This window comes from Chimaeribacter californicus, assembly GCF_002858675.1.
GTDB classification, from domain to species: Bacteria; Pseudomonadota; Gammaproteobacteria; order Enterobacterales; family Enterobacteriaceae; genus Chimaeribacter; species Chimaeribacter californicus.
Genome location: NZ_PJZF01000011.1, coordinates 109,926 through 134,320 on the forward strand (window position 1 = coordinate 109,926; position 24,395 = coordinate 134,320).

General features: G+C 59.2%; 21 protein-coding genes. 9 read left to right on the forward strand and 12 right to left on the reverse strand.

The annotated features are described in order from the left end of the window. Positions 1 to 59: 59 nt before the first annotated feature. Together rstB and rstA are read right to left on the reverse strand one after the other, a co-directional pair. Positions 60 to 1,364: a two-component system sensor histidine kinase RstB gene (gene rstB, locus CYR55_RS13725; protein ID WP_101816685.1), complete on the reverse strand. Its 1,305-nt coding sequence runs from the start codon at positions 1,362 to 1,364 to the stop codon at positions 60 to 62. Further along, positions 1,361 to 2,083 carry a two-component system response regulator RstA gene (gene rstA / locus CYR55_RS13730; protein ID WP_101816743.1) on the reverse strand — a complete coding sequence of 241 codons (723 nt, stop codon included), beginning with the start codon at positions 2,081 to 2,083 and terminating at the stop codon, positions 1,361 to 1,363. Before rstA ends, rstB begins: the two co-directional genes overlap by 4 nt. A 272-nt stretch (positions 2,084 to 2,355) precedes the next feature. Here rstA and CYR55_RS13735 point away from each other — a divergent pair, with 272 nt between their 5' ends. Then, positions 2,356 to 2,769: a hypothetical protein gene (locus CYR55_RS13735; RefSeq protein ID WP_101816686.1), complete on the forward strand. Its 414-nt coding sequence runs from the start codon at positions 2,356 to 2,358 to the stop codon at positions 2,767 to 2,769. A gap of 67 nt (positions 2,770 to 2,836) precedes the next feature. Here the strand turns inward: CYR55_RS13735 and CYR55_RS13740 are convergent, their stop codons facing one another. Then, complete coding sequence (locus CYR55_RS13740) at positions 2,837 to 4,228, reverse strand: amino acid permease (protein ID WP_101816687.1); 1,392 nt, start codon at positions 4,226 to 4,228, stop codon at positions 2,837 to 2,839. A gap of 253 nt (positions 4,229 to 4,481) precedes the next feature. Continuing rightward, positions 4,482 to 5,435 carry a DUF1471 family protein YdgH gene (gene ydgH, locus CYR55_RS13745; protein WP_101816688.1) on the reverse strand — a complete coding sequence of 318 codons (954 nt, stop codon included), beginning with the start codon at positions 5,433 to 5,435 and terminating at the stop codon, positions 4,482 to 4,484. Positions 5,436 to 6,032: 597 nt separating this feature from the next. Between ydgH and pntA the strand changes: the two genes are divergently transcribed. Further along, positions 6,033 to 7,565 (forward strand): Re/Si-specific NAD(P)(+) transhydrogenase subunit alpha, encoded by a 1,533-nt coding sequence (pntA, locus tag CYR55_RS13750; RefSeq protein ID WP_101816689.1) that lies wholly within the window; start codon positions 6,033 to 6,035, stop codon positions 7,563 to 7,565. Between the two features lie 10 nt (positions 7,566 to 7,575). Beyond that, on the forward strand, positions 7,576 to 8,967 hold the full coding sequence (gene pntB, locus CYR55_RS13755) for a Re/Si-specific NAD(P)(+) transhydrogenase subunit beta (protein WP_101816690.1): 1,392 nt from the start codon (positions 7,576 to 7,578) through the stop codon (positions 8,965 to 8,967). Between the two features lie 130 nt (positions 8,968 to 9,097). On the opposite strand, the gene uspE is transcribed toward pntB, so the two are convergent. The 3 genes from uspE to ogt all read right to left on the reverse strand — a co-directional run bounded on the left by uspE (position 9,098) and on the right by ogt (position 11,851). After that, positions 9,098 to 10,096, reverse strand: coding sequence for a universal stress protein UspE (uspE, locus tag CYR55_RS13760; protein WP_101816691.1), 999 nt, complete (start codon positions 10,094 to 10,096; stop codon positions 9,098 to 9,100). A 160-nt stretch (positions 10,097 to 10,256) separates the two neighbouring features. After that, positions 10,257 to 11,012 carry a fumarate/nitrate reduction transcriptional regulator Fnr gene (fnr, locus tag CYR55_RS13765; RefSeq protein WP_101816692.1) on the reverse strand — a complete coding sequence of 252 codons (756 nt, stop codon included), beginning with the start codon at positions 11,010 to 11,012 and terminating at the stop codon, positions 10,257 to 10,259. 287 nt (positions 11,013 to 11,299) lie between these two features. After that, complete coding sequence (ogt, locus tag CYR55_RS13770; RefSeq protein WP_101816693.1) at positions 11,300 to 11,851, reverse strand: methylated-DNA--[protein]-cysteine S-methyltransferase; 552 nt, start codon at positions 11,849 to 11,851, stop codon at positions 11,300 to 11,302. 260 nt (positions 11,852 to 12,111) lie between these two features. On the opposite strand from ogt, the gene CYR55_RS13775 reads away from it, so the two are divergent. From CYR55_RS13775 to araC, 4 genes are all read left to right on the forward strand, one after another. Further along, complete coding sequence (locus CYR55_RS13775) at positions 12,112 to 12,567, forward strand: peptidylprolyl isomerase (RefSeq protein WP_101816694.1); 456 nt, start codon at positions 12,112 to 12,114, stop codon at positions 12,565 to 12,567. A gap of 328 nt (positions 12,568 to 12,895) precedes the next feature. Next, positions 12,896 to 14,128: an oligosaccharide MFS transporter gene (locus CYR55_RS13780; protein ID WP_101816695.1), complete on the forward strand. Its 1,233-nt coding sequence runs from the start codon at positions 12,896 to 12,898 to the stop codon at positions 14,126 to 14,128. Positions 14,129 to 14,156: 28 nt separating this feature from the next. After that, the gene (locus tag CYR55_RS13785) at positions 14,157 to 16,154 is read left to right on the forward strand and encodes a beta-galactosidase (RefSeq protein WP_101816696.1); all 1,998 of its coding nucleotides are present in this window, start codon (positions 14,157 to 14,159) and stop codon (positions 16,152 to 16,154) included. A gap of 23 nt (positions 16,155 to 16,177) precedes the next feature. After that, positions 16,178 to 17,065, forward strand: coding sequence for an arabinose operon transcriptional regulator AraC (gene araC, locus CYR55_RS13790; protein WP_101816697.1), 888 nt, complete (start codon positions 16,178 to 16,180; stop codon positions 17,063 to 17,065). Positions 17,066 to 17,133: 68 nt separating this feature from the next. On the opposite strand, the gene CYR55_RS13795 is transcribed toward araC, so the two are convergent. From CYR55_RS13795 to CYR55_RS13805, 3 genes are all read right to left on the reverse strand, one after another. Beyond that, positions 17,134 to 18,354, reverse strand: coding sequence for a glycosyltransferase family protein (locus tag CYR55_RS13795; protein ID WP_072929785.1), 1,221 nt, complete (start codon positions 18,352 to 18,354; stop codon positions 17,134 to 17,136). Positions 18,355 to 18,503: 149 nt separating this feature from the next. Further along, the gene (locus CYR55_RS13800) at positions 18,504 to 19,328 is read right to left on the reverse strand and encodes a mannosyl-3-phosphoglycerate phosphatase-related protein (RefSeq protein WP_101816698.1); all 825 of its coding nucleotides are present in this window, start codon (positions 19,326 to 19,328) and stop codon (positions 18,504 to 18,506) included. 278 nt (positions 19,329 to 19,606) lie between these two features. Next, on the reverse strand, positions 19,607 to 20,242 hold the full coding sequence (locus CYR55_RS13805; protein WP_420912734.1) for an extensin-like domain-containing protein: 636 nt from the start codon (positions 20,240 to 20,242) through the stop codon (positions 19,607 to 19,609). 199 nt (positions 20,243 to 20,441) lie between these two features. On the opposite strand from CYR55_RS13805, the gene smrA reads away from it, so the two are divergent. Next, positions 20,442 to 21,011, forward strand: coding sequence for a DNA endonuclease SmrA (gene smrA / locus CYR55_RS13810; RefSeq protein WP_101816700.1), 570 nt, complete (start codon positions 20,442 to 20,444; stop codon positions 21,009 to 21,011). A gap of 114 nt (positions 21,012 to 21,125) precedes the next feature. Next, positions 21,126 to 22,187, forward strand: coding sequence for an FAD:protein FMN transferase ApbE (apbE, locus tag CYR55_RS13815; protein WP_101816701.1), 1,062 nt, complete (start codon positions 21,126 to 21,128; stop codon positions 22,185 to 22,187). Positions 22,188 to 22,201: 14 nt separating this feature from the next. Here apbE and CYR55_RS13820 read toward each other — a convergent pair whose 3' ends face one another. Both CYR55_RS13820 and CYR55_RS13825 read right to left on the reverse strand, forming a co-directional pair. Beyond that, positions 22,202 to 23,044, reverse strand: coding sequence for a serine hydrolase (locus CYR55_RS13820; RefSeq protein WP_206604041.1), 843 nt, complete (start codon positions 23,042 to 23,044; stop codon positions 22,202 to 22,204). Positions 23,045 to 23,278: 234 nt separating this feature from the next. Next, entirely contained in the window at positions 23,279 to 24,319 is a 1,041-nt protein-coding gene (locus tag CYR55_RS13825; RefSeq protein WP_101816706.1) for a Gfo/Idh/MocA family protein, read from the reverse strand. Between the last annotated feature and the right edge of the window lie 76 nt (positions 24,320 to 24,395).

Consider the following 24,395-nt stretch of genomic DNA (forward strand, 5'->3'; position numbering starts at 1 on the left):
TCTCCATAATCAATACGTCCTTGATAGAAAGGACATTCTTTAAAAACAGTCAAGGGCGCTCAGCGCGGCTCGGCCGTCAGGCTGAAGGCGGATTTCACCGGCCAGCAGAAACGGAAACAGGCACCGCCCAACGGGCTGGTTTCCACAAACACCCGCCCCTGGAACGCCTGCGCAATCGAAAACACAATCGCCAGCCCCAGGCCACAGCCGCCGGTGGCGCGGTCACGGCTCGGGTCGAGGCGCACAAAAGGTTCGAACACCCGCTGGCGCGCGTCCGGCGGAATGCCGGGGCCATCATCCTCGACCTGTAAACAGGCTTCCTCGCCATTCAGCCAGAGGCTGATGCGCAGGCGTTCGCTGGCGTAGCGCAGGGCGTTATTCACCAGGTTATCCAGCACCCGCTCCATCAGCCGCTGGTCAATGGCCCCGTAATCGCCCTGGTGCGGCATCGCCAGCGTCACCTCACGCTGTGGGTTAACCAGCTGGATATCCTCCACCCGGTCGGCCAGCCAGGCGGGCAGATCCACCGGGTCTAGTTTCAGCGCCACCTGCGGGCGGTCGAGGCGCGCATAGGTCAGCAGTTCATCAATCAATGATTCCAGCTGGCCGATGTCGCGGTTCAGCGCGGTCTGTTCGCTCTCTTCCAGGTTATCACTCATCGCCAGCCGGTAGCGCAACCGCACCAGCGGCGTGCGCAACTCATGCGCGATGCCGTCAATCAGCTGTTTTTTGCTGGCAATCAGGGTGTTGATGTTGTCCGCCATCTGGTTAAAGGCGATGCCGAGCCGGTTCAGGCTGGAGGTGCTGTCAAAATGCGTGCGCTCATCCAGGTGCCCGGCCCCCAGCCGCTGGGCGGCGTTCTCCAGCTGCATCAGGTCGCGCCAGTGCGGCCGCATCCACAAAAACACCGGCAACGCCAGCGACAGCCCGATGAACAGCAGCAGCGCCAGATCCAGCAGCCGCATCTCGTGCAGGTAGAAGAGGTAAGGGATCGGCCCGACCACCAGAACGTAATGGCTGCGCGGCACCCGTTGCAGGAAGGTGTATTCATCGTCCAGCGCCACAATCTCCCCCAGCCGCAGGCGGCGGTCGAGATCCGCGCCCAGCGAGCGCTTACCGAGCGGTTCGATGTGCAGCTTGAATGACAGGTTCAGGTCGAGCGTGGTCAAAGTCTTGTTCCAGTCGCGGATCGGGATCTCCCGCAGTTCGCTGCGCATCAGGTAGAGCGAGCTTTTCATCAGGTCATCCATCGACTGCCGCCCGGCGCGCTCCGCCGTGACCTTGTACACCAGCCCGACCAGCATCGCCATCACCAGAAAACAGACAAACAGCAGCAGGAAGAACTGGATAAACAGTTTTCTCATGGCTGCGCCGTCTCCCAGGCGTTGGGGGCGAACAGGTAGCCTTTGTTGCGCACGGTTTTGATGCGGAACGGCTCCAGCGCGTTGTCATAGAGTTTGCGGCGCAGGCGGGAGATCGCCACGTCGATGCTGCGGTCCATGCCGTCATAACTCACGCCGCGCAGCGTTTTGAGCAGCGCTTCGCGATCCATGATCTGCCCGGCATGGGTCGCCAGCTCCCACAGCAGGTCGAAGTCAGAGGTGGAAAGGGTGATGACCTCACTGCCCAGCGTCACCTGGCGGTTAACCGGATCGATGCAGAGCAGCCCAAAGTGCAGGGCATTGCGGGAGAGCAGCGGCGACTCGTCACGCGCCGGTTGCTGGCTGTGCTGGCGCAGATGCAGGCGCAACCGCGCCAGCAGCACCGCCGGCGGCGTGGTTTTCAGGATGTAGTCGTTCGCGCCCATCTCCAGCGAGAGAATATGGTTCATGTCACTGTCCAGCGAGGTCAGCAGCACGATCGGGCCGGGAAACTCCGGCCGGAGATCGCGGCAGAGCGTCATGCCGTCTTTGCCGGGCAGCATAATGTCAAGCAGCACCAGGTCAGGCTGTTCGCGCGCAATCACCGCCTGGGCAGTATCGCCGCGCGGCTCCACCACCACGTCAATATCATGTTTGCCCAGGTAGGCGGCAATCAGTTTGCCGACGTCCGGGTCATCTTCAACGAAGACTATTCTATTCATAACGTTACACAGATAAGAAAACGAAAGGAGCCGGAACCCCAGCATAACGCGTGCCGGGAAGGGATGCCACGCCGCAATGGTAATAGGGTATGAGTGCGCCGTCGCTGTAATATTCAGGGTGACAATGAATCATTACAGTTTATCCTGTTTTATGAATGGACTGTTGCTGGCAATAACCGGGCCGGTTATGCCATGATAAGCGCCGTTACCTTTGAAACATCTTTTCAATGAATTATTTCAATGCCAGACACCGGCCAGGAGAGGAACAGGGGATGACGACAGATCGTCTTGCATCCGATGCGCGCAGTGAACGCGTCTGCTTCAATTACATGGAGTATCTCTCTGCGTCGTGCAAGAAACAGTGGCGTTTCGTTGATGCGATTTATGGGGTTATGCCCATTTTTGGTCTGGTGCTGAAATCCCGTACGGCCCATGCCCAGTCGCGGCAGGAACAGCTTAAGGAGCTGGCGTTGCAGGTGGTCTCCACCCAGGTCAGTGACGAAGTGAATATTGCCCGGCTGATTTTGCTGGCCAGGCAGCAGGGGTTGCTCTCCGTGGACATCTGCCTGCCCTATGCGCTGACGCCGGAACAGCTGGCGGTAGTGCGTGAGGAGTGCGAACAGGATGTGGTGCTGGTGCAGCATGGCGAATGCCTGACCGTGACCCTCAATCCCGCCACGCATTAAGCGCATGAGCCGATAAAAAAGGCCGTATCTTTCGATACGGCCTTTTTGTTTCCGCCGGATTTACGTTTTAATGCACCATCACCCAGCCGGCCGGCAGGCTCGCCAGCAGCAGCAGGGCAATGCCCGACCACTCCATCCGGTTCAGGGCTTTCGGGGCGGCATGGCCGCGGCGGGCATACAGGAACACCAGCACCCCCGGCGCATACAGCAGCACCGAGAGCAGCAGGTGCATCAGCCCGGAGGCGTAGAGCATCCACAGGCCATAGGCGCAGGCACCACACGCGGCCAGCGTCAGGCGCAGGTCATGGCGCTGGCGGGCCAGCCTGAATAAGAATGCACCCACCAGCAGGTAAGGCACCAGGATCATCTCCGAGGCAATGGTCAACAGATTGTTATAATCGCTGCCGGTCAGCCAGATCAGCACCAGCGCCAGCTGAACCGATCCGTTGGTCATCCAGAGTGACGGGGCCGGGGCACCATAGTTGTTCTGCCCGTAGAAAATGCGTGGGAAGGCGCCTTGTTCTGCCGCCAGCAGCGGCACTTCCGCTGCCATGATGGTCCAGCTCAGGTAAGCGCCGCACACCGAAATAATCAGCCCGGCAGCGATGATAATCTGGCCGGACGGGCCCATCAGATCCACCATCAGCCCGGCCATTGACGGGTTACGCATTTCCGCCAGCTCTGCACGCGGCAGTACGCCGAGTGACAGCAGGGTAATCAGCAGGTAGACGCCGAGCGCGCTGACCACCGCCAGCATGGTGGCACGGCCAACGTCACGCTTGTTCTTCGCCCGTGCTGACACCACCACCGCGCCTTCCACACCGATAAACACCCACAGCGTAAACAGCATGGTGTCTTTCACCTGTTGCCACACCGGGGTGCCGAGCGCCAGGCCCTTGAAGTCCAGCCTGAAGGTATCGAGCTTGAAGGCGAGGGCGGCCAGCACCACAAACAACCCCAGCGGCAGCAGCTTGGCCAGGGTGGCGGCCATGTTGATGCCGGCGGCCGTTTTCACCCCGCGCAGCACCAGCGCATGCACACCCCACAGCAGAATGGATTCGCCAATCAGCGCCTGCCAGGTGTTGCCGTCACCAAAGATCACCCTGTCCGGCGTATCGGTGAAGAAACTGATCGCCGCAAACACAATAACCAGATAGGAGACGTTGGCGATCACCGCGCAGAGCCAGTAGCCCCAGGCGGAACAGAAACCAATCAGCTCGCCGAACCCCTCTTTGGCATAGGTGAAGATGCCGCCGTCCAGATCCGGCCGTAACCGGGAGATCAGCAGCATCGCCAGTGCCAGGAAAAGAATGCCGACGCCGGTAATACCCCAGCCGATCAGCAGGGCGGCGGGGCTGGCAACGGCCGCCATATTTTGCGGCAGGCTGAAAACACCGGCCCCCAGCATGGAGCTGAGCACCAGCGCAGTCAGTGCGGTTAACCCTAGTTTTTTTTCCAATGTCCTATTCCAATGCAGAATAAATGACCAAGTGTTAAATTCAAGTCAGCACAATGTTGATGTGTTGCTTACTTATGTCGGGGGATTGCCCTGAAAAAGTGGGCAGATTCTACGGAGTGATGCCGGAGGATGCAACGATTGCGGCATAAAATTATGCAGGCGATCCGCATAAATAAACACACTTCAGGCGGGTATGCTGCGGAAAAGGCAATAAAAAAGGCAGCCGGGGCTGCCTTTTACACCTGCAGGCGCGTTACTTGTAAAGGTCGGCGCTGATGGTGAGGTTGCCGCCGCTCTGGTTCTGCTCCCACTGGCGGGTGATGTGGTAGAACTTCGCGCCTTTGTCCGCCGCACGCTTGGCAACTTCAGACGAGATGTCCGTCATGCTGCCGAAGTGGCCGGTAAAGGTCACGGAGTCGAACGGCACCATCTGCGCGGCCGTGGCGTTATTCAGCTCCTGGATCTTGGTACCGCTCGGCAGGGTTACGGTATAGCGCTCGCCGGTAGAGGACTGGGTCTCGAAGAAGCGGCCGACTTCACGGCTTGGTGTGCCGGAGGAGGCAACGCCCGGGATCTCAACCTGCGCCGCTGCGGTGCCGCCGGCAGCCAGCGCGGCTTTACCGGCTTCAGAGTTCGCCGGGATCACATCCGGGCTCTGCAGTTTGCGTTCTTTGGCGTCTTTTTTATAGACATAGGCGGTGATGAACTGGTTGCCGCCCTGGTTGGCATCAATCTGGCGGATGATGAAGAACGCATCCGCATCTTTCTTCGCGGCAGCCTTGGAGACAGCATCACTGATGTCCGGCTGGCTGCGGAAGAAACCACTGACGGTAACGGTATCAAACGGCTCCAGGCGGTACGCTTCCGGTTTCGGCAGCTCACGCACGCCGTTGAAAACGCGGTATTCCGGCTTGGCAGTCTCAGCGGCATTGTTGTGGTAAATGTCGGCCGTGACCCGCCAGTTGCCGCCATTATTGCTATTATTGATGTCCTGAATATAGAAGGCATCTGCCCCTTGTTTGTCCGCTTTCCGGGAGACGGCCTCGGCCGCATCATTGATCGCGTTGAACCGGCCGCTGACGGTGATGCGGTCAAACGGTTTCAGGGCTGCGGCTTTCTCTGGAGTAAGTTCCTGCGCGGCGTGAGCAGCAGAGAGCGCAGAAATTGAAAACAGGGCTGATGCGATAATCGTGTTCTTCAGCTTCATAATAAATCCTTTCGCCTTGCGCATTTACATAAGTAACGTGCTGACTTCTTGTTATGTAACAGTAATGTATAACAAAACAGCGATAATTATTACATGTAAACAGGTTGGGTGTCTCAGCTATTTATGGCACCGGCCGCCACAGGCGGTGGTGACGCCCCCGGCCCCCGCTGACGCAATAATGTGGATTAGTTTTATCTATAACGCAATGCGCAGCATAAGCAGCAATAATTAACACTCTTCTAACGGCTAAGCAGGCGGCGCCGCTGACTACACGGTGAGGGATTGTCATCGAAGGGCGAGAGTTTGCAAATATTTAGACAAAATGTTGCTTTTATTTGAAAAGAATATCGCAAAAAAGCGTGCTGCCTTCCATTTTTAACAAAAAAAGCGTGGCCCACCGGGCCATTTATAGATCATAGGTCACATATTCAGTAGGTTATACCGGTTCTGTAACGGGTTATTCCGCAAGCAGACCGGCACTTTCCGCCGGGCCAAAGCGTGCAGTGGCATGAATAACAGGTACCGTTACCACGACTACCTTTACAACAATCACCACCTTTACAACAACAACCACCTCTTAACGGTAAAAGGATCATTATGCGTATTGGTGTACCTAAAGAGCGGGCGGCCAATGAAGCCCGGGTCGCTGCCACACCGAAAACGGTGGAGCAGCTGCTGAAACTGGGGTTCAGCGTCGCCGTTGAACAGGGCGCGGGGCAGGCTGCCAGCTTTGCGGATCAGGCATTTCAGGACGTGGGCGCGACCCTGACAGACAGCCATGAGATCTGGCATGCGGACATCATCCTGAAAGTCAATGCGCCGGACGCACAGGAGGTGGCGCTGCTGCAGCCGGGCACCACGCTTATCAGTTTCATCTGGCCGGCGCAGAATCCGGAACTCTTGCAGCAACTGGCCGAACGCCAGGTCACAGTGCTGGCGATGGACTCGGTGCCGCGCATCTCGCGCGCGCAGTCCATGGATGCGCTCAGCTCCATGGCCAACATCGCCGGTTACCGGGCGATTGTGGAAGCGGCGCATGAGTTTGGCCGCTTCTTTACCGGCCAGATCACCGCCGCCGGTAAAGTGCCGCCGGCCAAAGTGATGGTGATCGGGGCCGGGGTTGCCGGGCTGGCCGCCATCGGTGCGGCCGGCAGCCTGGGGGCCATCGTGCGCGCCTTCGACACCCGCCCGGAAGTGAAAGAGCAGGTACAGAGCATGGGTGCCGAGTTCCTGGAGCTCGATTTTGAAGAGGAAGCGGGCAGCGGTGACGGCTACGCCAAAGTGATGTCTGAGGCCTTTATCAAGGCGGAGATGGCGCTGTTTGCTGCGCAGGCGCAGGAGGTGGACATCATCGTCACCACGGCGCTGATCCCCGGCCGCCCGGCACCAAAACTCATTACCCACGAGATGGTTGCCTCGATGAAGGCGGGCAGCGTGATTGTCGATCTGGCGGCACAAACCGGCGGCAACTGTGAATTGACGGTGGCTGACCAGATCACGGTGACAGAAAACGGCGTGCGCATCATCGGCTATACCGACCTGCCGAGCCGCCTGCCGACCCAGTCTTCCCAGCTTTACGGCACCAACCTGGTGAACCTGCTGAAACTGCTCTGTAAAGAGAAAAACGGCGAGGTGGTGATCGACTTTGAGGACACCGTTATCCGCGGCGTCACGGTGGTCAACCGCGGTGAGATCACCTGGCCGGCCCCGCCGATTCAGGTTTCTGCCCAGCCGAAAGCGGTGGCCGCCACGGCGGAACCCCTGGCTGCACAACCGAAAACGCCGCCGTCTCCGCTGAAAAAATATGCCTTCCTGGCGATTGCCATCATTCTGTTTGGCTGGCTGGCCAATGTCGCGCCGCGTGAATTCCTGTCGCACTTCACGGTGTTCGCGCTGGCCTGTGTGGTGGGGTACTACGTGGTGTGGAACGTCAGCCATGCACTGCACACGCCGCTGATGTCTGTGACCAACGCCATCTCGGGGATTATTGTGGTCGGTGCCCTGTTGCAGATCGGCCATGGCGGCTGGGTCAGCTTCTTCTCCTTTATTGCGGTGCTGATTGCCAGCATCAATATTTTCGGTGGCTTCACCGTCACGCAGCGCATGCTGAAAATGTTCCGGAAAAACTAAGAGGCCCTATATGTCTGAAGGATTGGTTACTGCAGCATATATTGTTGCCGCTATTCTGTTCATTTTCAGCCTGGCTGGGCTGTCGAAACATGAAACCTCCCGCCAGGGGAATATCTTTGGCGTCACCGGGATGGCGATCGCGCTGATTGCCACCATTCTCGGCCCCGATACCGGGCACGTCGGCTGGATTATTGTGGCGATGCTGATTGGCGGGGCCATCGGCATCCACCTGGCGCGTAAAGTCGAAATGACTGAAATGCCGGAACTGGTGGCGGTGCTGCACAGCTTTGTCGGTCTGGCGGCGGTGCTGGTCGGCTTCAACAGCTATCTGGATCACGGCAGCGCGCCGATGATGCCGGTAATGGAGAATATCCACCTCACTGAGGTGTTCCTCGGGATCTTTATCGGTGCGGTGACCTTTACCGGCTCGATTGTGGCGTTCGGCAAACTGCGCGGCAAAATCTCCTCCAAACCGCTGATGCTGCCGAACCGGCACAAACTGAACTTGGCCGCACTGGTGGTTTCCGCGATGATGCTGATCATCTTCGTGCGTACCGACAGCGCCGGCTGGCAAGCCTTTGCCCTGCTGGTGATGACTGTGATTGCGCTGGCGTTCGGCTGGCATCTGGTGGCATCCATCGGCGGCGCGGACATGCCTGTCGTGGTGTCGATGCTGAACTCCTACTCCGGGTGGGCCGCGGCGGCGGCCGGTTTTATGCTGAGCAACGACCTGCTGATCGTGACCGGGGCGCTGGTGGGTTCCTCCGGTGCAATTCTCTCCTACATCATGTGCAAGGCGATGAACCGGTCGTTTATCAGCGTGATTGCCGGGGGCTTCGGCACTGACGGCTCCTCCACCGGCGACGCGGAAGAGATGGGCGATTACCGCGAAACCACGGCGGAAGAGGTGGCGGAATTGCTGAAAAACTCCACTTCCGTGATCATCACCCCCGGCTACGGCATGGCGGTGGCGCAGGCGCAATACCCGGTGCATGACATCACTGCCAAACTGCGCGCCCGCGGCATTAAGGTGCGTTTCGGCATCCATCCGGTTGCCGGGCGGCTGCCGGGCCACATGAACGTGCTGCTGGCCGAAGCCAAAGTGCCGTATGACATCGTGCTGGAGATGGATGAGATCAACGATGATTTCAGTGACACCGACACGGTGCTGGTGATTGGCGCGAATGACACGGTCAACCCGGCCGCACAAGACGACCCGCGCAGCCCGATTGCTGGGATGCCGGTGCTGGAAGTGTGGAAGGCGCAGAATGTGATTGTGTTTAAACGGTCGATGAACACCGGCTACGCCGGGGTGCAGAACCCGCTGTTCTTCAAGGAAAACACCCAGATGCTGTTTGGCGATGCCAAAGAGAGCGTGGACAACATCCTGCGGGCGCTATAACGGTAAACAGATCACGGTAAACGAACCGTAACGCTGAACAGAAAGTAAAAGGGTCGCCGTGGCGACCCTTTTTGCTGCTTTTTGGCGACCGGTTGATAACGGCCCGTCTTTTATAACGGCCCGGCTGCCCTCAGGAGACCGGGTTATTTTCACTGGGCGGGGTAGGCTCCGCCGTCGGCATTTTCGGTTCCTGCTGTTCCAGTTCCAGCGGGCAGACAAAATCATCCGGTTTCAGCGCCAGCAGGTCACATTTCAGGTGGTCAATCACATGTTCCGTGGTGTTGCCGATAAAGGCCGCTGAAATCCCGGTGCGGCCGATGGTGCCGAGCACCACCACCCCGGCCTGAAGGTGCTCGGCCAGATCGGGGATCACCTCTTCCGGCAGCCCTTTTTCAACGTGGGTCATCTCTTCGCCCAGGCCAAATTTCTGCCGCAGGCTTTTCATCGCCAGCAGGTGCTGGCCGCGGATCGCATCGTTATAGACGCTGGGGTCAAAGTCCGGCAGCTCAATCGCGATATTGATCGGCGTCACCGGGTAGGCCCCCACCAGATGCACTTCGGTCTGGTTCACATTTTTCGCCAGCGCCAGGGTTTCGCTCACCAGTTTCAGGTTGAGCGGGTCATGGTACGGCTCCTCACTGGAAAGGTTGACGGCCACCAGCGCCTTGCCGCCTTCCGGCCACGGCTGGTCTTTCACCATCCAGACCGGGCAGGGGCATTTGCGCAGCAGGTTCCAGTCGGTCGGGGTGAAAATCACCGACTCCAGCCGGTCGTGCTGGTGGGTCATTTTCAGTACCAGATCGTGCTTCTCGGCCAGCACTTCCTGGATGATCGCTTCGTAAGGGCGGTTGTGCCACACCACTTTGATCTCGATCGGGACCCCGGCATCAATATAGTGACGACACTGCTCACTGATCCAGGCTGCCCGCTGGCTGATCACGCCCTGACGCATGGCAGTCCGTTCATCCGGCGAAAGCAGGGTGGTCATTTCATACGAGAAATCATAAATGGACAGAAAGGCTTTAATGCGCCCGCCATTGTGCTGCACCAGGTAAACCGCACGCCGCAGGGCGGGCTGGTCATCCTGGTTGGGGTCAATTGCCACCAGCAGATGTTGATAATTCGCCATAAGGTCCTCCTCACAGAGCTGTAAAATACAGACTGTCAGCATACAGAGTAACTCAACATTGGCGAACAGGACAGACGGAGAAGTGAGTCGGATCAATAAATTGCTTGAATTTATTGATCCCGACCAATAGACAACTTGTATCAGTAACCGCGGGGGGAAATCAGGCGACCTGACGCGGGTTTCCGGCCAGCTGGGCCAGCGCATCGCCATTTTCGATGGTGATGTATTTGCCTTTCACGCTGAGGATCTCGCTTTTCTGGAAACGGCCAAGCAGGCGGCTGATGGTTTCCACCGTCAGGCCGAGGTAATTGCCGATGTCACCGCGGGTCATGGTGAGGCGGAACTCACGCGGTGAGAAGCCGCGCTGGGCGAAACGGCGCGCCAGGTTGTAAATAAAGGCGGCCAGCCGCTCTTCCGCATTTTTCTTGGAGAGCAGCAGGATCATGTCCTGATCGCCTTTAATCTCGCCGCTCATCAGGCGCATCATCTGCTGGCGCAGGTTGGGCATCTTGCCGGAGAGATCGTCCAGGGTCTCAAACGGGATCTCACAGACCATGGAAGTTTCGAGCGCCTGGGCAAAACTCGGGTGCTGATGGGTGCCGATGGCGTCAAACCCCACCAGATCGCCCGCCAGGTGGAACCCGGTAATCTGCTCGTCGCCCTGCTCGGTGATGGTGTAGCTTTTGATGGTGCCGGAACGGATGGCATACAGTGATTTCAGCTCGTCGCCCGCCTGGAACAGCGCCTGTCCTTTCTGAATCGGCTTCTTCCTTTCGATAATATTATCGAGCTGATCGAGTTCATGTTCGTTCAGGGTAAAGGGAATGCACAATTGGCTGATGCTGCAATCCTGGCAATGGATGGCACAACCGCCAGACTGGATACGTCGAATGATGCGCTGTTTTTCTGGGATCATAATAGTCACTCAGGCAGGAATTGATATTGGTCAATTTTAACATCTTTTTTGGTCACTGATAAGCCACCCCAGACGCGGTGTATGTCAAAAAAATGAGACAGGGCATGGGGTTAGGGATAGGCACATGAAAATAAAGACTTATTTTACATAGGGAAATAACAGGTAGATCTCGGTGCTGTTATTTTGTGCAAAAAAAACGTGACACCAACCCCAAAATAAAAAGAAAAGGGGTGGTGCACACGCAGAAAAAGAGGTGCCGGCGCTGTTTAAGAGAATTTAAATTTAACTTAAAGCAAGCTTAACTGTTGTTTATGCTGTGCCGGGGCATGACCGGTGACCCCCTCATGGTGCAGCAGCCACTGCTTGCGGTTTACGCCCCCGGCATAGCCGGTCAGGGTGCCGTTGGCCCCAATCACCCGGTGGCAGGGCACCACAATACTCACCGGGTTCGCGCCGTTGGCAGTACCCACTGCGCGGGATGCGCCGGGGACGCCGAGCTGCTGCGCCAGCGCACCATAGCTGAGGGTCTGCCCGCAGGGAATGGTGCGCAACGCAGCCCAGACCCGCCGCTGGAATTCTGTGCCGCCGGTCGCGACCGGCAGGGTATCAATGATGCTCAGCTCGCCGCTGAAGTAGGCCTCCAGCGCGGTGGCGAGGCCATGCGGGTTCACCGCCTCCCGCAGCACAAACCCCGGCTTCCCGTAATGCAGTGCCAGTAACCGCTGCATCCGGCCCTCAAACTCCTGCCACTCCACGCTGCGCAGGCGGCCTTGCTCATCCGCCACCACCAGCAGTTCCCCCAGCGGCGTCGGCATTTTCCCGATTAACAGTGTCAGCATCGTCACTCTCCTGAATGCTTGTCAGAACCCCGAGTGTAGCGCGTGCTGCCCCGGCAGTGTGCAGCTTTTCTTCCGGGGGGCTGTGGTTGCACCGTTATCTGCCAACCCGCGGGAAATGCGGGGTGAAAAGGTGGGCAGGGCGCGCCCGGTGGGCTGGCACAGCCTTTGCTTACTCCTTATAACCAAGGCTGAAGCAGCGGCGTCAGCCCGGTCATCACACAGCATCGCATCTGCGTCGCATAGCAGCAGGAGGAGATATCATGGCAGAGCAGGACACACTTCATCACGCCACGGAACAGGCATGGGCATTCTGCGCCCCGGCCCCGCAGCCACGGCCTGCCTCCGCGCGCCGTCCGGAAGCCGCCACGCCGCTGCACCTGCCGGAACGCCGGCTGGCCAGCCATCTGTTTCTCGCCTGCACCCCGGCGCAGGCCGCCGACACGGAGCAACGTATGCGCAGCCTTTACCAGCGTCTGTTGATCGACATCCGCCGCTTTCCCCGGCTGGCGCAACGCCACTCCGACGGCCCACACGCCGCCGAAGGGGGCTCACTTGGCTGGGTAACCCGCGGCATGTTGCCCGCCTGCCTGGAGCGGGTACTGTTCGCGCTGGACGCCGACACCCTCAGCCCGGTGTTCCGCTCGCCGGACGGTTTTCATGTGGTCTATTGCAGCGGCATCCGGCCGCACGGCGTCTGGCTGCCTGAACAGGCGTAACGGCCACATATTTCCCCTTTCCTTGGTCAGGGCGGCTCGCCGCCCGTTATCACCCATCCGCCCTTTGCTGACTTCCTGCCCGTGCACCGTTGTCGCTGCCTAATCGGGAGCTGCATCACACATTGCTGCGGCGCAGCAAGTTTTTTCATACGGGTAGCGGATTTCCCTCTAAATTCCTGACTGCGGCCTGCGTATGTTAGTCAGCAGAACACGGTGTATCGCCCGATTGGTATCCGCATCACGCGGATAGCAGTCATGTTTTACCCTGTGAAGGCGCAGCAGTATCGCGTTACCGGCATAATCATAATGAAAATAAAGGAAGGGCATCATGTTCAGGGCCAATAAAAATTACCTTATGAGTTGTCTGTTCTTTTTCTTCTTTTTTATTTGTTGGGGAGCCTGTTATCCCTATTTGTCATTATGGCTGACCGATACGATTGGCGTCAGTTACAGTGATGTTGGATTGGTTTACTCATTTACTGCCGTTGTCTCAGTCTGTATTCAGCCACTGTTTGGGTTTATTTCCGACCGCCTGCAATTCCGTAAAAACTTAATGTGGATGCTGGCCGTTATTATGGTGCTGTTTGCACCTTACTGGATTTTGGTGTTCGCCCCCCTGATGAAATATAACGTCTTTTTGGGTGCGTTAGCCGGCGGTATTTATATTGGCTTTGCATTTGGTGCCGGGTGCGGCGTCTGTGAGGCCTATATTGATAAAGTCAGCCGGATGAGTGGCTTTGAGTTTGGCCGCGCCCGGATGTTTGGTGGGCTGGGCGCAGCCTTCGGCACCTTTATGGCGGGGGAACTGTACGGCATCAATCAGGACTACATCTTCTGGATGGCGTCGCTGGCCGGTGTTGCTTTGCTGGCCGTGGTGTATGTGACCCGGCCGGAAGCCCCGGCCCCCCTGCACGGACTGGGGGCAGTGACGCGCAAAATTACCCTGACCGATGTCGGTGACCTGTTGAAAATGCGGCGTTTCTGGTTTTTTGCCCTGTATATGGTGGGCGTCGGGGCAGTCTATGAAACCTATGACCAGCAGTTCGCCATTTATTACAGCAGGTTCTTTGCCACCAAAGCAGAAGGGGCGGCGGTCTTCGGTTACCTCTATACCGCGCAGATCTTCCTGGATGCCGTCGTGATGTTTTTTGCCCCCTGGTTTGTGAATAAAATCGGCCCCAAAAATGCGTTGATCTATTGCGGGTTAATCATGAGCCTGCGGATTGTCGGCTCCGCCTATGCCATCGGGCCGGTCAGCATCAGCGCCGTTAAAATGCTGCACGGCTTTGAGAGTTCGGTGTTTCTGGTGGCGGGGCTGAAATATATCGGGGCCAACTTTAATGCCGCCATTTCCGCCACCGTGTATTTAATCGGTTTCCAGTTTTCAAAACGGTTCAGCGAAATATTCCTGTCGAGCGTGATTGGGAAAATGTACAGCACCCTCGATTTCCGTGACACCTATATTATCCTCGGATTAACCGCACTGGGGTTCACCCTGATTTCCTGTGTCACCCTGTCGGCCATTCGCCGCCCAATAGTACAGGATGCCGTTCCCAGCTGATTTATTATTACTAACAGAGAGAAATGACATGAGCAAACTCTATTATGGCGTAGCCTATTATGATGAATATATGCCCGCCGACCGGCTGGCGCAGGATATTGCCATGATGCGCGACGCCAATATTAATGTGGTGCGGATTGCGGAATCCACCTGGAGCACCTTAGAGCCGCGTGAGGGCGAGTATCACTTTTTCCATATTGACCGGGTGCTGGATGCCATGCATGCGGCCGGCATCAGCGTCATCATCGGCACCCCGACCTACGCGATCCCGGCCTGGCTGGCCCGTAAGTATCCCGCCATCATGGTCACCACCCCGGAGGGGCAGCAGAAGTATGGGCGGCGGCAGATCATGGACATCGTCAACCCGGACTTTTTACGCCATGCGGAAACCATTATCCGCACGCTGCTGGCGCATGTGAAAGATCACCCGGCGATTATCGGTTATCAGGTGGATAACGAAACCAAGCACTATGACAATTGCGGGCCGGTAATGCGCGGGAAGTTCGTCCGCCATCTTCAGGAAGAATTTGGTGACACCGATGCCATAAACCGTGCCTGGGGGCTGGACTACTGGAGCAACCGCATTGACGACTGGCAGGACTTCCCGCCGCCGGAAGCCACCATCAACGCCAGCCTGGCCTGTGCTTTCTCACGCTTCCAGCGCCGGTGCGTCACGGAGTATCTGGCGTGGCAGGCCGCATTGGTGAATGAGGTACGCCGCCCGGATCAGTTTGTCACCCAAAATTTTGATTTTGAGTGGCGTGGTTACTCTTACGGTGTGCAGCCCCGGGTCGACCATTTTGCTGCGGCAAAAGCGATGACCCTTGCCAGCGTCGATATTTACCACCCGTCCCAACGCCAGCTAACCGGCAAAGAGATCGCCTTTGGCGGTGATATGGCGCGCGGTATGAAAGGCGGCGGCAACTATTTTGTCATGGAGACGCAGGCCCAGGGCTTCGCACAGTGGACGCCATTCCCCGGCCAGTTAAGGTTGCAGGCCTTCAGCCACCTGGCCTCCGGGGCCAATATGGTCTCTTACTGGCACTGGCACTCGATCCATAACTCGTTTGAGACGTACTGGAAAGGGCTGCTCAGCCATGATTTCGCCGCCAACCCAACGTATCGGGAAGCGGCCACCATTGGCGCAGATTTCCAGCGGCTGGCGCCGCAACTGGCAGATCTGCGGGTCACCAATGAGGTGGCGCTGCTGGTCAGCAACGAGGCGATGGATGCCTTCAATGCGTTCAAACCGCAGGGTACAGAGGGCAATGCCTACAATGATGTGGTACGGCGCTTTTATGATGCGCTGTATGAAGAGAACATCCCGATCGATATTATCAATGACGTGAATGAATCAAGTGAACGGTATAAAGTGATTGTGATCCCCGCGCTGTACGCGGCGGAAGATGCGCTGCTGCACCGGATCAATGCTTACGTGGAGAAAGGCGGCAAGGCGCTGCTAAGTTTCCGCTCGGGGTTCAGTGACGAACAGGTCAAAGTGCGGACATGCGTGCAACCGGGGCTGCTCAGCCACTGCTGCGGCGTCCGTTACAGCCAGTTTGTACTGCCGGACGGCGCCACGCTGCGCCCAAAAAGGCTGGCACTGCCGGAAACCGCAACCCAGGTAGGGATGTGGATGGAGCTGCTGACCCCGGACGGCGCAGACGTGCTGGCGCACTACGACCACCCGGCCTGGGGGGATTATGCGGCAGTGACCGAACACCGCTATGGCCGCGGCACCGCCCTGTATATCGGTTTCCTGCCGCACGGTGATCTGATCAAAATCCTGATGCAGCGGTTGGGCAGTGAGGCGCTGGCATCCCGGCACACCGCACAGGTGTTTCCGCTGGTGGTGCGCGGCGGCGTCAACCCGGCGGGGGAACGGGTGCGCTACTGCCTGAATTTCTCCGGCGAACCGCAACAGGTCACCGGCATAACAGGCCGCGAACTGCTCAGCGGAAACGACATGGACGGCACCTGGGATCTGCCGCCGTGGGGCGTGGCGATCGTGGCTTCCCCGTCATAACCAAAAACAGGAGAGCAGGGCAGATGGACAACCCGGCGGCGTTTAATTTTCTGCGCCATTCACCGCTGATGAAAAATTTCAGCTTCCACGCCTATCTGGTGGCCGGCTTTACGCCGATCGCCGCCGGCAGCGTACTGGATGACCTGATCAACCGCCCCAAGGGCATGAAAGGCTACATCCTGAACCTGACGCTGACCGGCAAAGGGGAGGTGGAAACCTACGACACGCGGCAATATTGTGTACCGGGCGACATGCTGCTGTTCCCGCCCGGTGCGCCGCACCACTATCGGCGGGCGGCAGACAGCGACAGCTGGGATCATCTGTGGGTCTATTTCCGCCCACGCCCCTACTGGATTGACTGGCTGGACTGGCACCAGCCCGGTTTGGGCGTCAAACGGCTGCGGCTGCCGGGTGCGCAGCCGGCGGCAGAAGTGATGACGCTGTTCCAGGCGATCCTGACGTTCAGCGACAGCGGTGGCCACCTTTCTGAAGCATTGGCGATGAATGCGCTGGAGAAGCTGATTTTGTGCTGCCAGCAACTGCTGCCGGCGCAGCCGGTGCCCACCTGCGATCCGCGTATTGCTGCCCTCTGCCAGTACCTGAATGAGAATCTCGACCGGGATGTCAAAATTGAGGAGCTGGCGCAGCGCGTCTATCTTTCCCCCTCGCGGCTGGCGCACCTGTTCCGGCAGGAACTGGACACCACCATCCTCTGCTGGCGCGAGACGCAGCGGGTCAGCCGTGCCAAAAGCCTGTTACAGATAAGCCAATTGCCGATTGCCACCATCGCCAGAATGGTAGGTTATGAAGACCAGCTCTACTTTTCACGCCTCTTCCGTAAACATGTAGCCCTCAGCCCGACCCAATACCGGCAGCAGTTTGACGAAAGTATCCAGGTGCGCAGTGCCTGACTGCCATAAAAAATGCCGGTCAGTGGCCTGACCGGCATCTCTTATACGCTTATTGCGTGACTAAAAGGCTACACGTCACCCGCGTTATCTTTTTCCACCGCGTCGTAGATGCGTTCCAGCATATCCGGGAACGCAGACTGGATGCGGCTCCAGCTCGGGATGAACGGTTTTTCGCTTGGCGTGTCCGTGAAGGCGGCACCCGCTTCCATGATCGCGTTGGAGAACATCTCCACCGCCGACTCTTCGCTGTGGCGGTCGAAGGTCAGGCCATTCATGCGCGCGTCGTGGTCGAAGTCATCGATCATGTCCAGCGCCGTGCGGTAGTAGGTGGCGCGCAGCACGCGGAACGATTCGCTGGTGATCGGCACACCCAGGATCGCCAGTTTGCGGTAAAGCGCCTTGGTGATGTCGATACTCATGCGTTGCAGGCCGGCGGTGGCGTCATCCTCAGACATCGGCTGGTGCTTGTGGTCGTAATTGTCGGCAATATCCACCTGGCAGATACGCTTGGTGGAGGTAGTGCGGTGCAACTCAGAGAGCACGCCGATCTCCAGGCCCCAGTCACTCGGGATGCGCAGGTCATTCAGCACATGGGTACGCATCGCGAACTCGCCGGAGAGCGGGTAGCGGTAGCTGCGCAGGTACTCCAGGAAGTCCGAGCGGCCATACACGCGCTCCAGGGATTTCAGCAGCGGGTAGACCAGCAGGCGGCCCACGCGGCCGTTGAGTTTGCCGTTGGCCACGCGCGCGTAATACCCTTTACAAAAGTCGTAATGGAAGTTCGGGTTGGCGATCGGGTACATCATGCGCGCCAGCATTTCACGGTTATAGGTGACAATGTCACAATCGTGCAGGCCGACGGCGGTGGTGCGGCGTGAGGCGAGGGTGTAACCCACGCAGAACCAGACGTTACGGCCTTTGCCCGGCTCCTGCGGGGAGAGGCCCTCTTTCGCCAGCTCCTCATCCAGCGCTTTCAGGCGCGGGCCGTCATTCCACAGAATACGGTGGCGTTGCGGCAGGCGGCTGAAGAACTCACGGGCAAACAAAAACTGATCGCGGTCAGCGCGATCCAGGCCGATGACGATCTCTTCCAGGTAGTTCACCTTGCACAGCTCATCCACGATGTGCGTCAGTGCCGGGCCTTCCAGTTCGGAGAACAGGGAAGGCAGAATCAGCCCCATGGAACGTCGCCCGGAGAACACCTGCAGATCGTACTCCAGCTCTTCCAGCTTACGGCGGGAAAAGTTATGGAAGTTGGTAATCACACCGTCCTGATAAAAATCACTCATAAACGCTCCACTTTTAGAATTAATAAACGTATTGGGACTTTAGCCGCCCATAAAGGCCGGCGCAGGGCACCTCTGCGGGTGCCGGTATTCCCTTACCCAAAACAGAGAAACGGCAAAACCTGTCCTGAAAAATGGAAGAAAACGCGGCCTCAGACCGGCGCACTCTTCTTAATAAAATGGTCCAGCCCCTGTTTCCAGCCCTGCGGGCCGTACAGGGTGGTGCGGAATATTCTGTCGCTGCCCTCATGGTTCAGCGGCATCGGCTGGTCATGGTGCCCGCGGATCACCACGGCATGGTCTACCGCCTCAAGCATCGTGAGGTCATTCGGCCCATCGCCCAGGCCGAGGGTCACCATCGGGTGGCCGCGCCGGCGGCGGTACTCCCCGGCCAGCCACTGCACCGCCTGGCCCTTGCTGACGCCGGCCCCCATCACATGCCAGAACCGGCCGCCACGGGTCAGCGCCAGGCCTTCCTGGTTCAGGTAACCCTCAAAACGCGTCAGATCCCGCTCATCACCGAACCACACCAGCGGCTCGGAGCCTTCACGCGTCATGGCCAGTTGCGCGTCGTCAAGCGGTAAACCCGTCCAGTCCGCCACCTGCGCGGCGTTGACGTCACCAAAACCACGGCACTCAAAATCATAGCGCAGCCGCAGCGCGTCGATGATTTTTCGGATTTCGCCATATTCGGCACCAAACACTTTGCGCGGATACGCGAGGTGGTCGCCCCAGCTCTCCGGCAGGGCAATCACTGCGCCGTTTTCGGCGATAAACGGCACCTCGGTGAGGTTCAGCGCCTTTTGCAGTTCCGTAACTTCTGCGGCGGTCTTGCTGGTGGTGATCACCACCGGCACCTGATGCGCCGCCAGCTGGTCGAGCCAGCCTTGTGCGGGCTTCCAGCTGTAATCGTCGTGATCCAGCAGGGAGCCGTCCAAATCGGTAAAAATAAGCAGTGAATTATCCAGATACGGCATTGTCGTTCCCCAAATCATGGTCCTGATCGCGCACTCAGCCGATCTCTCTGCGTTCCGTGGACAAGGGAGCCTCCGGCCCCCTGCACGGCACTTTTCTGTCACAGTGACGGTGTGGCCAGTTAAAAGTATATACGCTATTCAGACAGGCAATGGTTCGGCTGTAAACAGACAAATTCTGAATGTTATCATTGCTGTTTTTTGCACCAGCCAGCGTATCCTTTTGCCATAACCCCAAAACGGCGGATAAATCACGCGGCGAAAGGCATTCAGGCGGCTAATCACCGGCAGATGCCGAAGCCGCGCATCCCGAGGTGGAAGTGGTTGGCGTGGGCGGCGTTGTAGTCCGGCCCGAGGGTGTTGCCGAAAAATTGGCAGCTCTGGCTGAACACCTGATGCAGGTAACCGGCCGCAGGGGTGGCCTGCGGCCACTGTTTCAGCACGCTGATGCTGCGCCCGTCCGCCAGGCGGAACCCGGCGACGTCCAGCGCCTCGGCGGTGGCATGTTCACTCAGCCGCGCATGTTCCCGGTGGTAGATATTGCGGCAGGCGTAGCTGCCGAGGTGGTCAATGCGCGTCAGGCGGCTGCCGAGCAGCTCTCTGGCCTGCGGCGCGGCGGCCTGGCTGACGAACATCGCACTGCTGAGCGCCAGCGGGCAACTGGCCAGAAAGCTGCTGCTCAGCGCCACCGGGCCGAAACGGGTGACGCGCACCGGGGCCGGTAACGGGCATTTGCCGCCCAGCGGGGCGGGCAGGGTAAAGCTGATGCGGCCGCGCTCGCGCGCCTGCGTCAGCACCTGCAAACAGGCCGCCGGATCGTTTTGCAGGCGGCGCAATTTAAAGCGGGTCACAAAGGTGGGCGGGTCATCCACCGTCAGCGGCACAAACGGGTTATAACCGGGCGGGATCTGCGCCATGATCCACGGCCGCCAGTCCGGAAACAGCCGCGGCACGGCGATCGCTGCGGCAGCCAATACCCCAATGACCACTCCCCGCCTGATACCTCGTCCCATTGCGCTGCTCCCTGATGGCCCGGCCTTGAGTATAGCTGCTTGCGGCGTACCGGTTTCCTGCGGGCAACATCGTGGCTACACTACACCTCAGGAGGAAACCAGAATGAGTGATGATGATGACCTGTTCAGTCAGGAGATGGCGGGCGTAACGCCGCTGTCAGAGAAGCGCAGTGTGGTTTACCTCAAGAGCAGCAGCCCGGCCGAACGCCGCGAGGCGGAAGAGGCGCGCCTCAAGGCGCTGGACAACCCGCTGACCCAGGGTTTTCTGGATATTATCGCGCTGGATGAGCCGCTGGATTACAAAGACCCCGGCGTGCAGCAAGGCGTACTGGACAAGCTGCGCAAAGGCAAATATCCCACGCAGGCCACCCTGAACCTGCTGCGAAAGCCGGTGGCGGAGTGCCGCCAGATGCTGTTTGACTTCTACCTCAGCGCGCAGGAAAACCAGTGGCGTACCCTGCTGATTGTGCATGGCCGCGGGCGCGACGCCAACAGCCATGCCAATATCATCCGCAGTTACGTGGCCAAATGGCTGAAGCAGCTCGATCAGGTACAGGCGTACTGCGAGGCGCTGAAACAGGATGGCGGGCCGGGGGCCTGCTACGTGGTGCTGAAAAAATCCGCGCAGGCCAAGCAACAAAACTGGGAGCGGCACGCCAAACACAGCCGCTGACCCGCCAAAACCGGCCCCAGGCCGGTTTTTTTCGCTTTGTTGAGGCGGGGTTGCTGCAATTCCCCGCCCGATTTGGTGAAATCAGCGCCTGATTTTTTTGCCGGATAACCTGTTATGCCATTCCCCCTTTCCCTATCTTCCCTTTTTCCCGCCCGCACGTGGGGCCTGCTGGCCGGGGTGCTGCTGCTGGCCGGGTGTGACGGCGCACCCGCCGACCCCGGCATGGTGATTGAGGGCAAGATCATGGGCACCGTTTACCGCGTCAGTGTGGCGGGGGTCGACAAGGCTCAGCGCCCGGCGTTGGCACGCGACATCCTGAACGTGCTGAACACCGACGACCACGAAATCTCCACCTATAAGCCGGACTCGGTGCTGTCACGCTTTAACCGTTACCAGGGCAGTGCGCCGCAGCCGATCAGCGCCGACATGGCGGATGTGGTGGTCACGGCCTTACGGATCGGGACATTAACGCAGGGTGCCATGGACATTACCGTCGGCCCGCTGGTGAACCTGTGGGGCTTCGGGCCAGACAAGCAGCCGGTCAAGACGCCGGATGAGGCACAGATTGCCGCAGCAAAGCAAAAAGTGGGGTTGCAACACCTGACGGTGACCGCGCGCGCTGACGGCCAGTGGCTGCAAAAGGATCTGCCGGGGCTGTATGTGGATCTCTCCACGGTGGGCGAGGGGTACGCCACGGACCACCTGGCCCGGCTGATGGAGCAACACGGCATCAGCAACTATCTGGTGTCGGTGGGCGGCGCGGTGCTGTCACGCGGCCATAACCCGCAGGGCAAACCGTGGCAGGTGGCGATCCAGAAACCCACCGACCGGGAGAACGCGGTGCAGGCGATTGTGGATCTGCAGGGCCACGGCATCAGCACCTCCGGCAGCTACCGCAACTACTATGAGCTGGACGGCAAACGCCTCTCCCACGTCATCGACCCGGCCACCGGCCACCCGATTAACCACAAACTGGTCTCCGCCACGGTGATCGCCCCGACGGCCACCCTGGCAGATACCTGGGACACCGGGCTGATGGTGCTCGGCACCGACAAAGCGCTGGCGCTGGCGAAACAGCAGCAGCTGGCAGTCTACCTGATCACCCGCGAGGGCGACCATTTCGCCCACTACATGTCCCCGCAGTTCAAAACCTTCCTGGTCGAACAGGAGAAATAACCCCTTCCGGCGCGCTAACCGTGGCGCGCCAGCCAGTTTTTCAGTTGCAGCGCGTCACTGTAGTGTGCGTAGCGGTTTTTCCCGCCCATGATCACCATTAACACCGGCTTACCGTGGATCAGTGTGCGCACCACCATGCAGTGGCCCGCCTCGTTGGTAAAGCCGGTTTTTTGCAGCTGGATGTGCCAGTGGTGGTTATGGATCAACCCGTTGGAGCTGTGGTACACCAGCCGCCCGTGGCCGGGGTAGACCACCTCGCCCTGATCGGTTGAGAAGCGGCGGATCAGCGGGAAGTGCCAGGCGGCACGCGCCATCCGGGCCACATCCTGTGCGGAGGCCACATTGCGCGGCGACAGGCCGGTCGGATCAACGAAATGGCTGTGGCGCATCCCGAGCTGCCGCGCCTTGCGGTTCATCTGGCGCAGAAAACCGGGCCGCCCGCCCGGTGCATAACGGCTGAGCGCGGCGGCGGCGCGGTTCTCCGAGGACATCAGCGCAATGTGCAGCATGTCGCGGCGGGACAGCACCGACCCGACAGTGAGGCGCGAATGGGTTTTCTTCAGCAGATCCCGATCCGTGGGGTTAACCTGGAGGCGGGTGGTCAACGGGCGCTTTCCTTCCAGCACCACCATCGCGGTCATCAGTTTGGTCAGCGAGGCCAGCGGGTAGGCGCGGGCGCTGTTTTTGCTGTAAAGCACCCGGCCGGTCACGGCATTAATCACATATACCGAACGCGATTGCAGGCGCGGTTTCCGCGTCGCGGCCTGTGCCGGTGTGGGCGGCAACAGCAGAAATAACACCAGCGGGAACAGGGCAAGCAGCGGGGGTAAACGGCGAAGCAGCGTGGAAAAAAACATGGGGGAAAACATCACCATCAGGTCAGCGGGAAATAACAGAAAGGCAAGTCACTCATTCATAAAGGAAATGCGCAATAAATCAGGCGGGGGACAGTCTGCGGGGCAATTATGGAGAAAAAGTGGATGCGGTGGGCATTCCTGCCCACCGCAGGTAAGCGAGTATGTAGAAATCTTTCAGCCGTGGCCGGGCGTGATGAAAAAGCGCCGGATGCCGCCACAGAAAACGTCAGGCGATCAGGCTTTCTCTTCGTTAAACACGATACCGAGCTGCCGCCGTACCTCGTCCAGGGTCGCCATGGTCAGCAGCGTGTCACTCAGCGGCCGCACCGGGGATTGCAGCAACCCTTCCCCCACGCACCAGGCGAAATGCTCCGCCTCATGGTGCAATTGCTGATAGCGGTTGCACTCCTCTTCCCAGTGCAGCGTCTGGCGGCGGTCATGGGTGGTGAGGGTGAAGGGGCCGGGCGCATAGAAGCAGTCCGGCAGGGTCAGGGTAGCCTCACTGCCGGCGATCAGCGCCCGGTTGGACGTCTGGCTGAACAGCGTGGTATTCAGCACCGACTGTGCGCCGCCCGGGTGGCGGAACAGCATCGAGGCCTGGCCGTTTACCCCGGCCGGGGCCGGTTCGCCCATCGCCAGGATCTGCGTGGGCGCGCCCAGGGTTTTGGTCGCCAGCGCCACCGGATAGGTGCCGAGGTCGAGCAGCGGCCCACCGGCCAGTGAGGCATCCATAATGCGGTGATCGGGGGTGAAAAACTCCCCGTGGTCTGCCAGCAGGGTATGCACTTCACCCAGCATCCCGTCGGCCAGCACCTGCCGCAACACATCAAATTTCGGCAGGAAGTCGCTCCAGAACGCTTCCATACAGAGCACCTTTTTCGCTGCGGCGGCCTCGGCCAGCCCCTGTACCTGTTGGGCATTCAGCGCCAGCGGTTTCTCTACCAGCACATGTTTACCGGCATTGATGGCCGCCAGCGCCGCCGGGAAGTGGTGGTTATGGGGCGTGGCGATATACACCACATCCACATTCGGGTCGTTCACCAGCGCACTGATGCCGCCGCCGTGGGCACGTGGGATGCCGAAATTGTCGGCAAAGGCCTGCGCGTGGTGGCGGGTGCGTGACCCGACCGCCACAATCCGCTGGTGGGAGTGTTGCAGCAGGGATTGAACAAAACGTTCCGCAATCCAGCCGGGGCCGAAAATGCCCCAGCGTAATGCAGGGATCTGAGCGGCCGGCAACCGCCGGGGAGCAGGGAGATGGGTTGGAAGTGGCATAGTAGCGATCCTGTGCTGAGAGAGGTCAAGCCGTTACCTTAGCCACCGCCAACGCTTTTTTGAAATTAAATATCCA

What these genes read in the sequence shown, in the direction of transcription:
- rstB (WP_101816685.1), bottom strand. Translation starts at nt 1,364, where the DNA reads ATGAGAAAACTGTTTATCCAGTTCTTCCTGCTGCTGTTTGTCTGTTTT.
- rstA (WP_101816743.1), bottom strand. Translation starts at nt 2,083, where the DNA reads ATGAATAGAATAGTCTTCGTTGAAGATGACCCGGACGTCGGCAAACTG.
- CYR55_RS13735 (WP_101816686.1), top strand. Translation starts at nt 2,356, where the DNA reads ATGACGACAGATCGTCTTGCATCCGATGCGCGCAGTGAACGCGTCTGC.
- ydgH (WP_101816688.1), bottom strand. Translation starts at nt 5,435, where the DNA reads ATGAAGCTGAAGAACACGATTATCGCATCAGCCCTGTTTTCAATTTCT.
- pntA (WP_101816689.1), top strand. Translation starts at nt 6,033, where the DNA reads ATGCGTATTGGTGTACCTAAAGAGCGGGCGGCCAATGAAGCCCGGGTC.
- pntB (WP_101816690.1), top strand. Translation starts at nt 7,576, where the DNA reads ATGTCTGAAGGATTGGTTACTGCAGCATATATTGTTGCCGCTATTCTG.
- uspE (WP_101816691.1), bottom strand. Translation starts at nt 10,096, where the DNA reads ATGGCGAATTATCAACATCTGCTGGTGGCAATTGACCCCAACCAGGAT.
- fnr (WP_101816692.1), bottom strand. Translation starts at nt 11,012, where the DNA reads ATGATCCCAGAAAAACAGCGCATCATTCGACGTATCCAGTCTGGCGGT.
- ogt (WP_101816693.1), bottom strand. Translation starts at nt 11,851, where the DNA reads ATGCTGACACTGTTAATCGGGAAAATGCCGACGCCGCTGGGGGAACTG.
- CYR55_RS13775 (WP_101816694.1), top strand. Translation starts at nt 12,112, where the DNA reads ATGGCAGAGCAGGACACACTTCATCACGCCACGGAACAGGCATGGGCA.
- CYR55_RS13780 (WP_101816695.1), top strand. Translation starts at nt 12,896, where the DNA reads ATGTTCAGGGCCAATAAAAATTACCTTATGAGTTGTCTGTTCTTTTTC.
- CYR55_RS13785 (WP_101816696.1), top strand. Translation starts at nt 14,157, where the DNA reads ATGAGCAAACTCTATTATGGCGTAGCCTATTATGATGAATATATGCCC.
- araC (WP_101816697.1), top strand. Translation starts at nt 16,178, where the DNA reads ATGGACAACCCGGCGGCGTTTAATTTTCTGCGCCATTCACCGCTGATG.
- CYR55_RS13795 (WP_072929785.1), bottom strand. Translation starts at nt 18,354, where the DNA reads ATGAGTGATTTTTATCAGGACGGTGTGATTACCAACTTCCATAACTTT.
- CYR55_RS13800 (WP_101816698.1), bottom strand. Translation starts at nt 19,328, where the DNA reads ATGCCGTATCTGGATAATTCACTGCTTATTTTTACCGATTTGGACGGC.
- CYR55_RS13805 (WP_420912734.1), bottom strand. Translation starts at nt 20,242, where the DNA reads ATGGCGCAGATCCCGCCCGGTTATAACCCGTTTGTGCCGCTGACGGTG.
- smrA (WP_101816700.1), top strand. Translation starts at nt 20,442, where the DNA reads ATGAGTGATGATGATGACCTGTTCAGTCAGGAGATGGCGGGCGTAACG.
- apbE (WP_101816701.1), top strand. Translation starts at nt 21,126, where the DNA reads ATGCCATTCCCCCTTTCCCTATCTTCCCTTTTTCCCGCCCGCACGTGG.
- CYR55_RS13820 (WP_206604041.1), bottom strand. Translation starts at nt 23,044, where the DNA reads ATGTTTTTTTCCACGCTGCTTCGCCGTTTACCCCCGCTGCTTGCCCTG.
- CYR55_RS13825 (WP_101816706.1), bottom strand. Translation starts at nt 24,319, where the DNA reads ATGCCACTTCCAACCCATCTCCCTGCTCCCCGGCGGTTGCCGGCCGCT.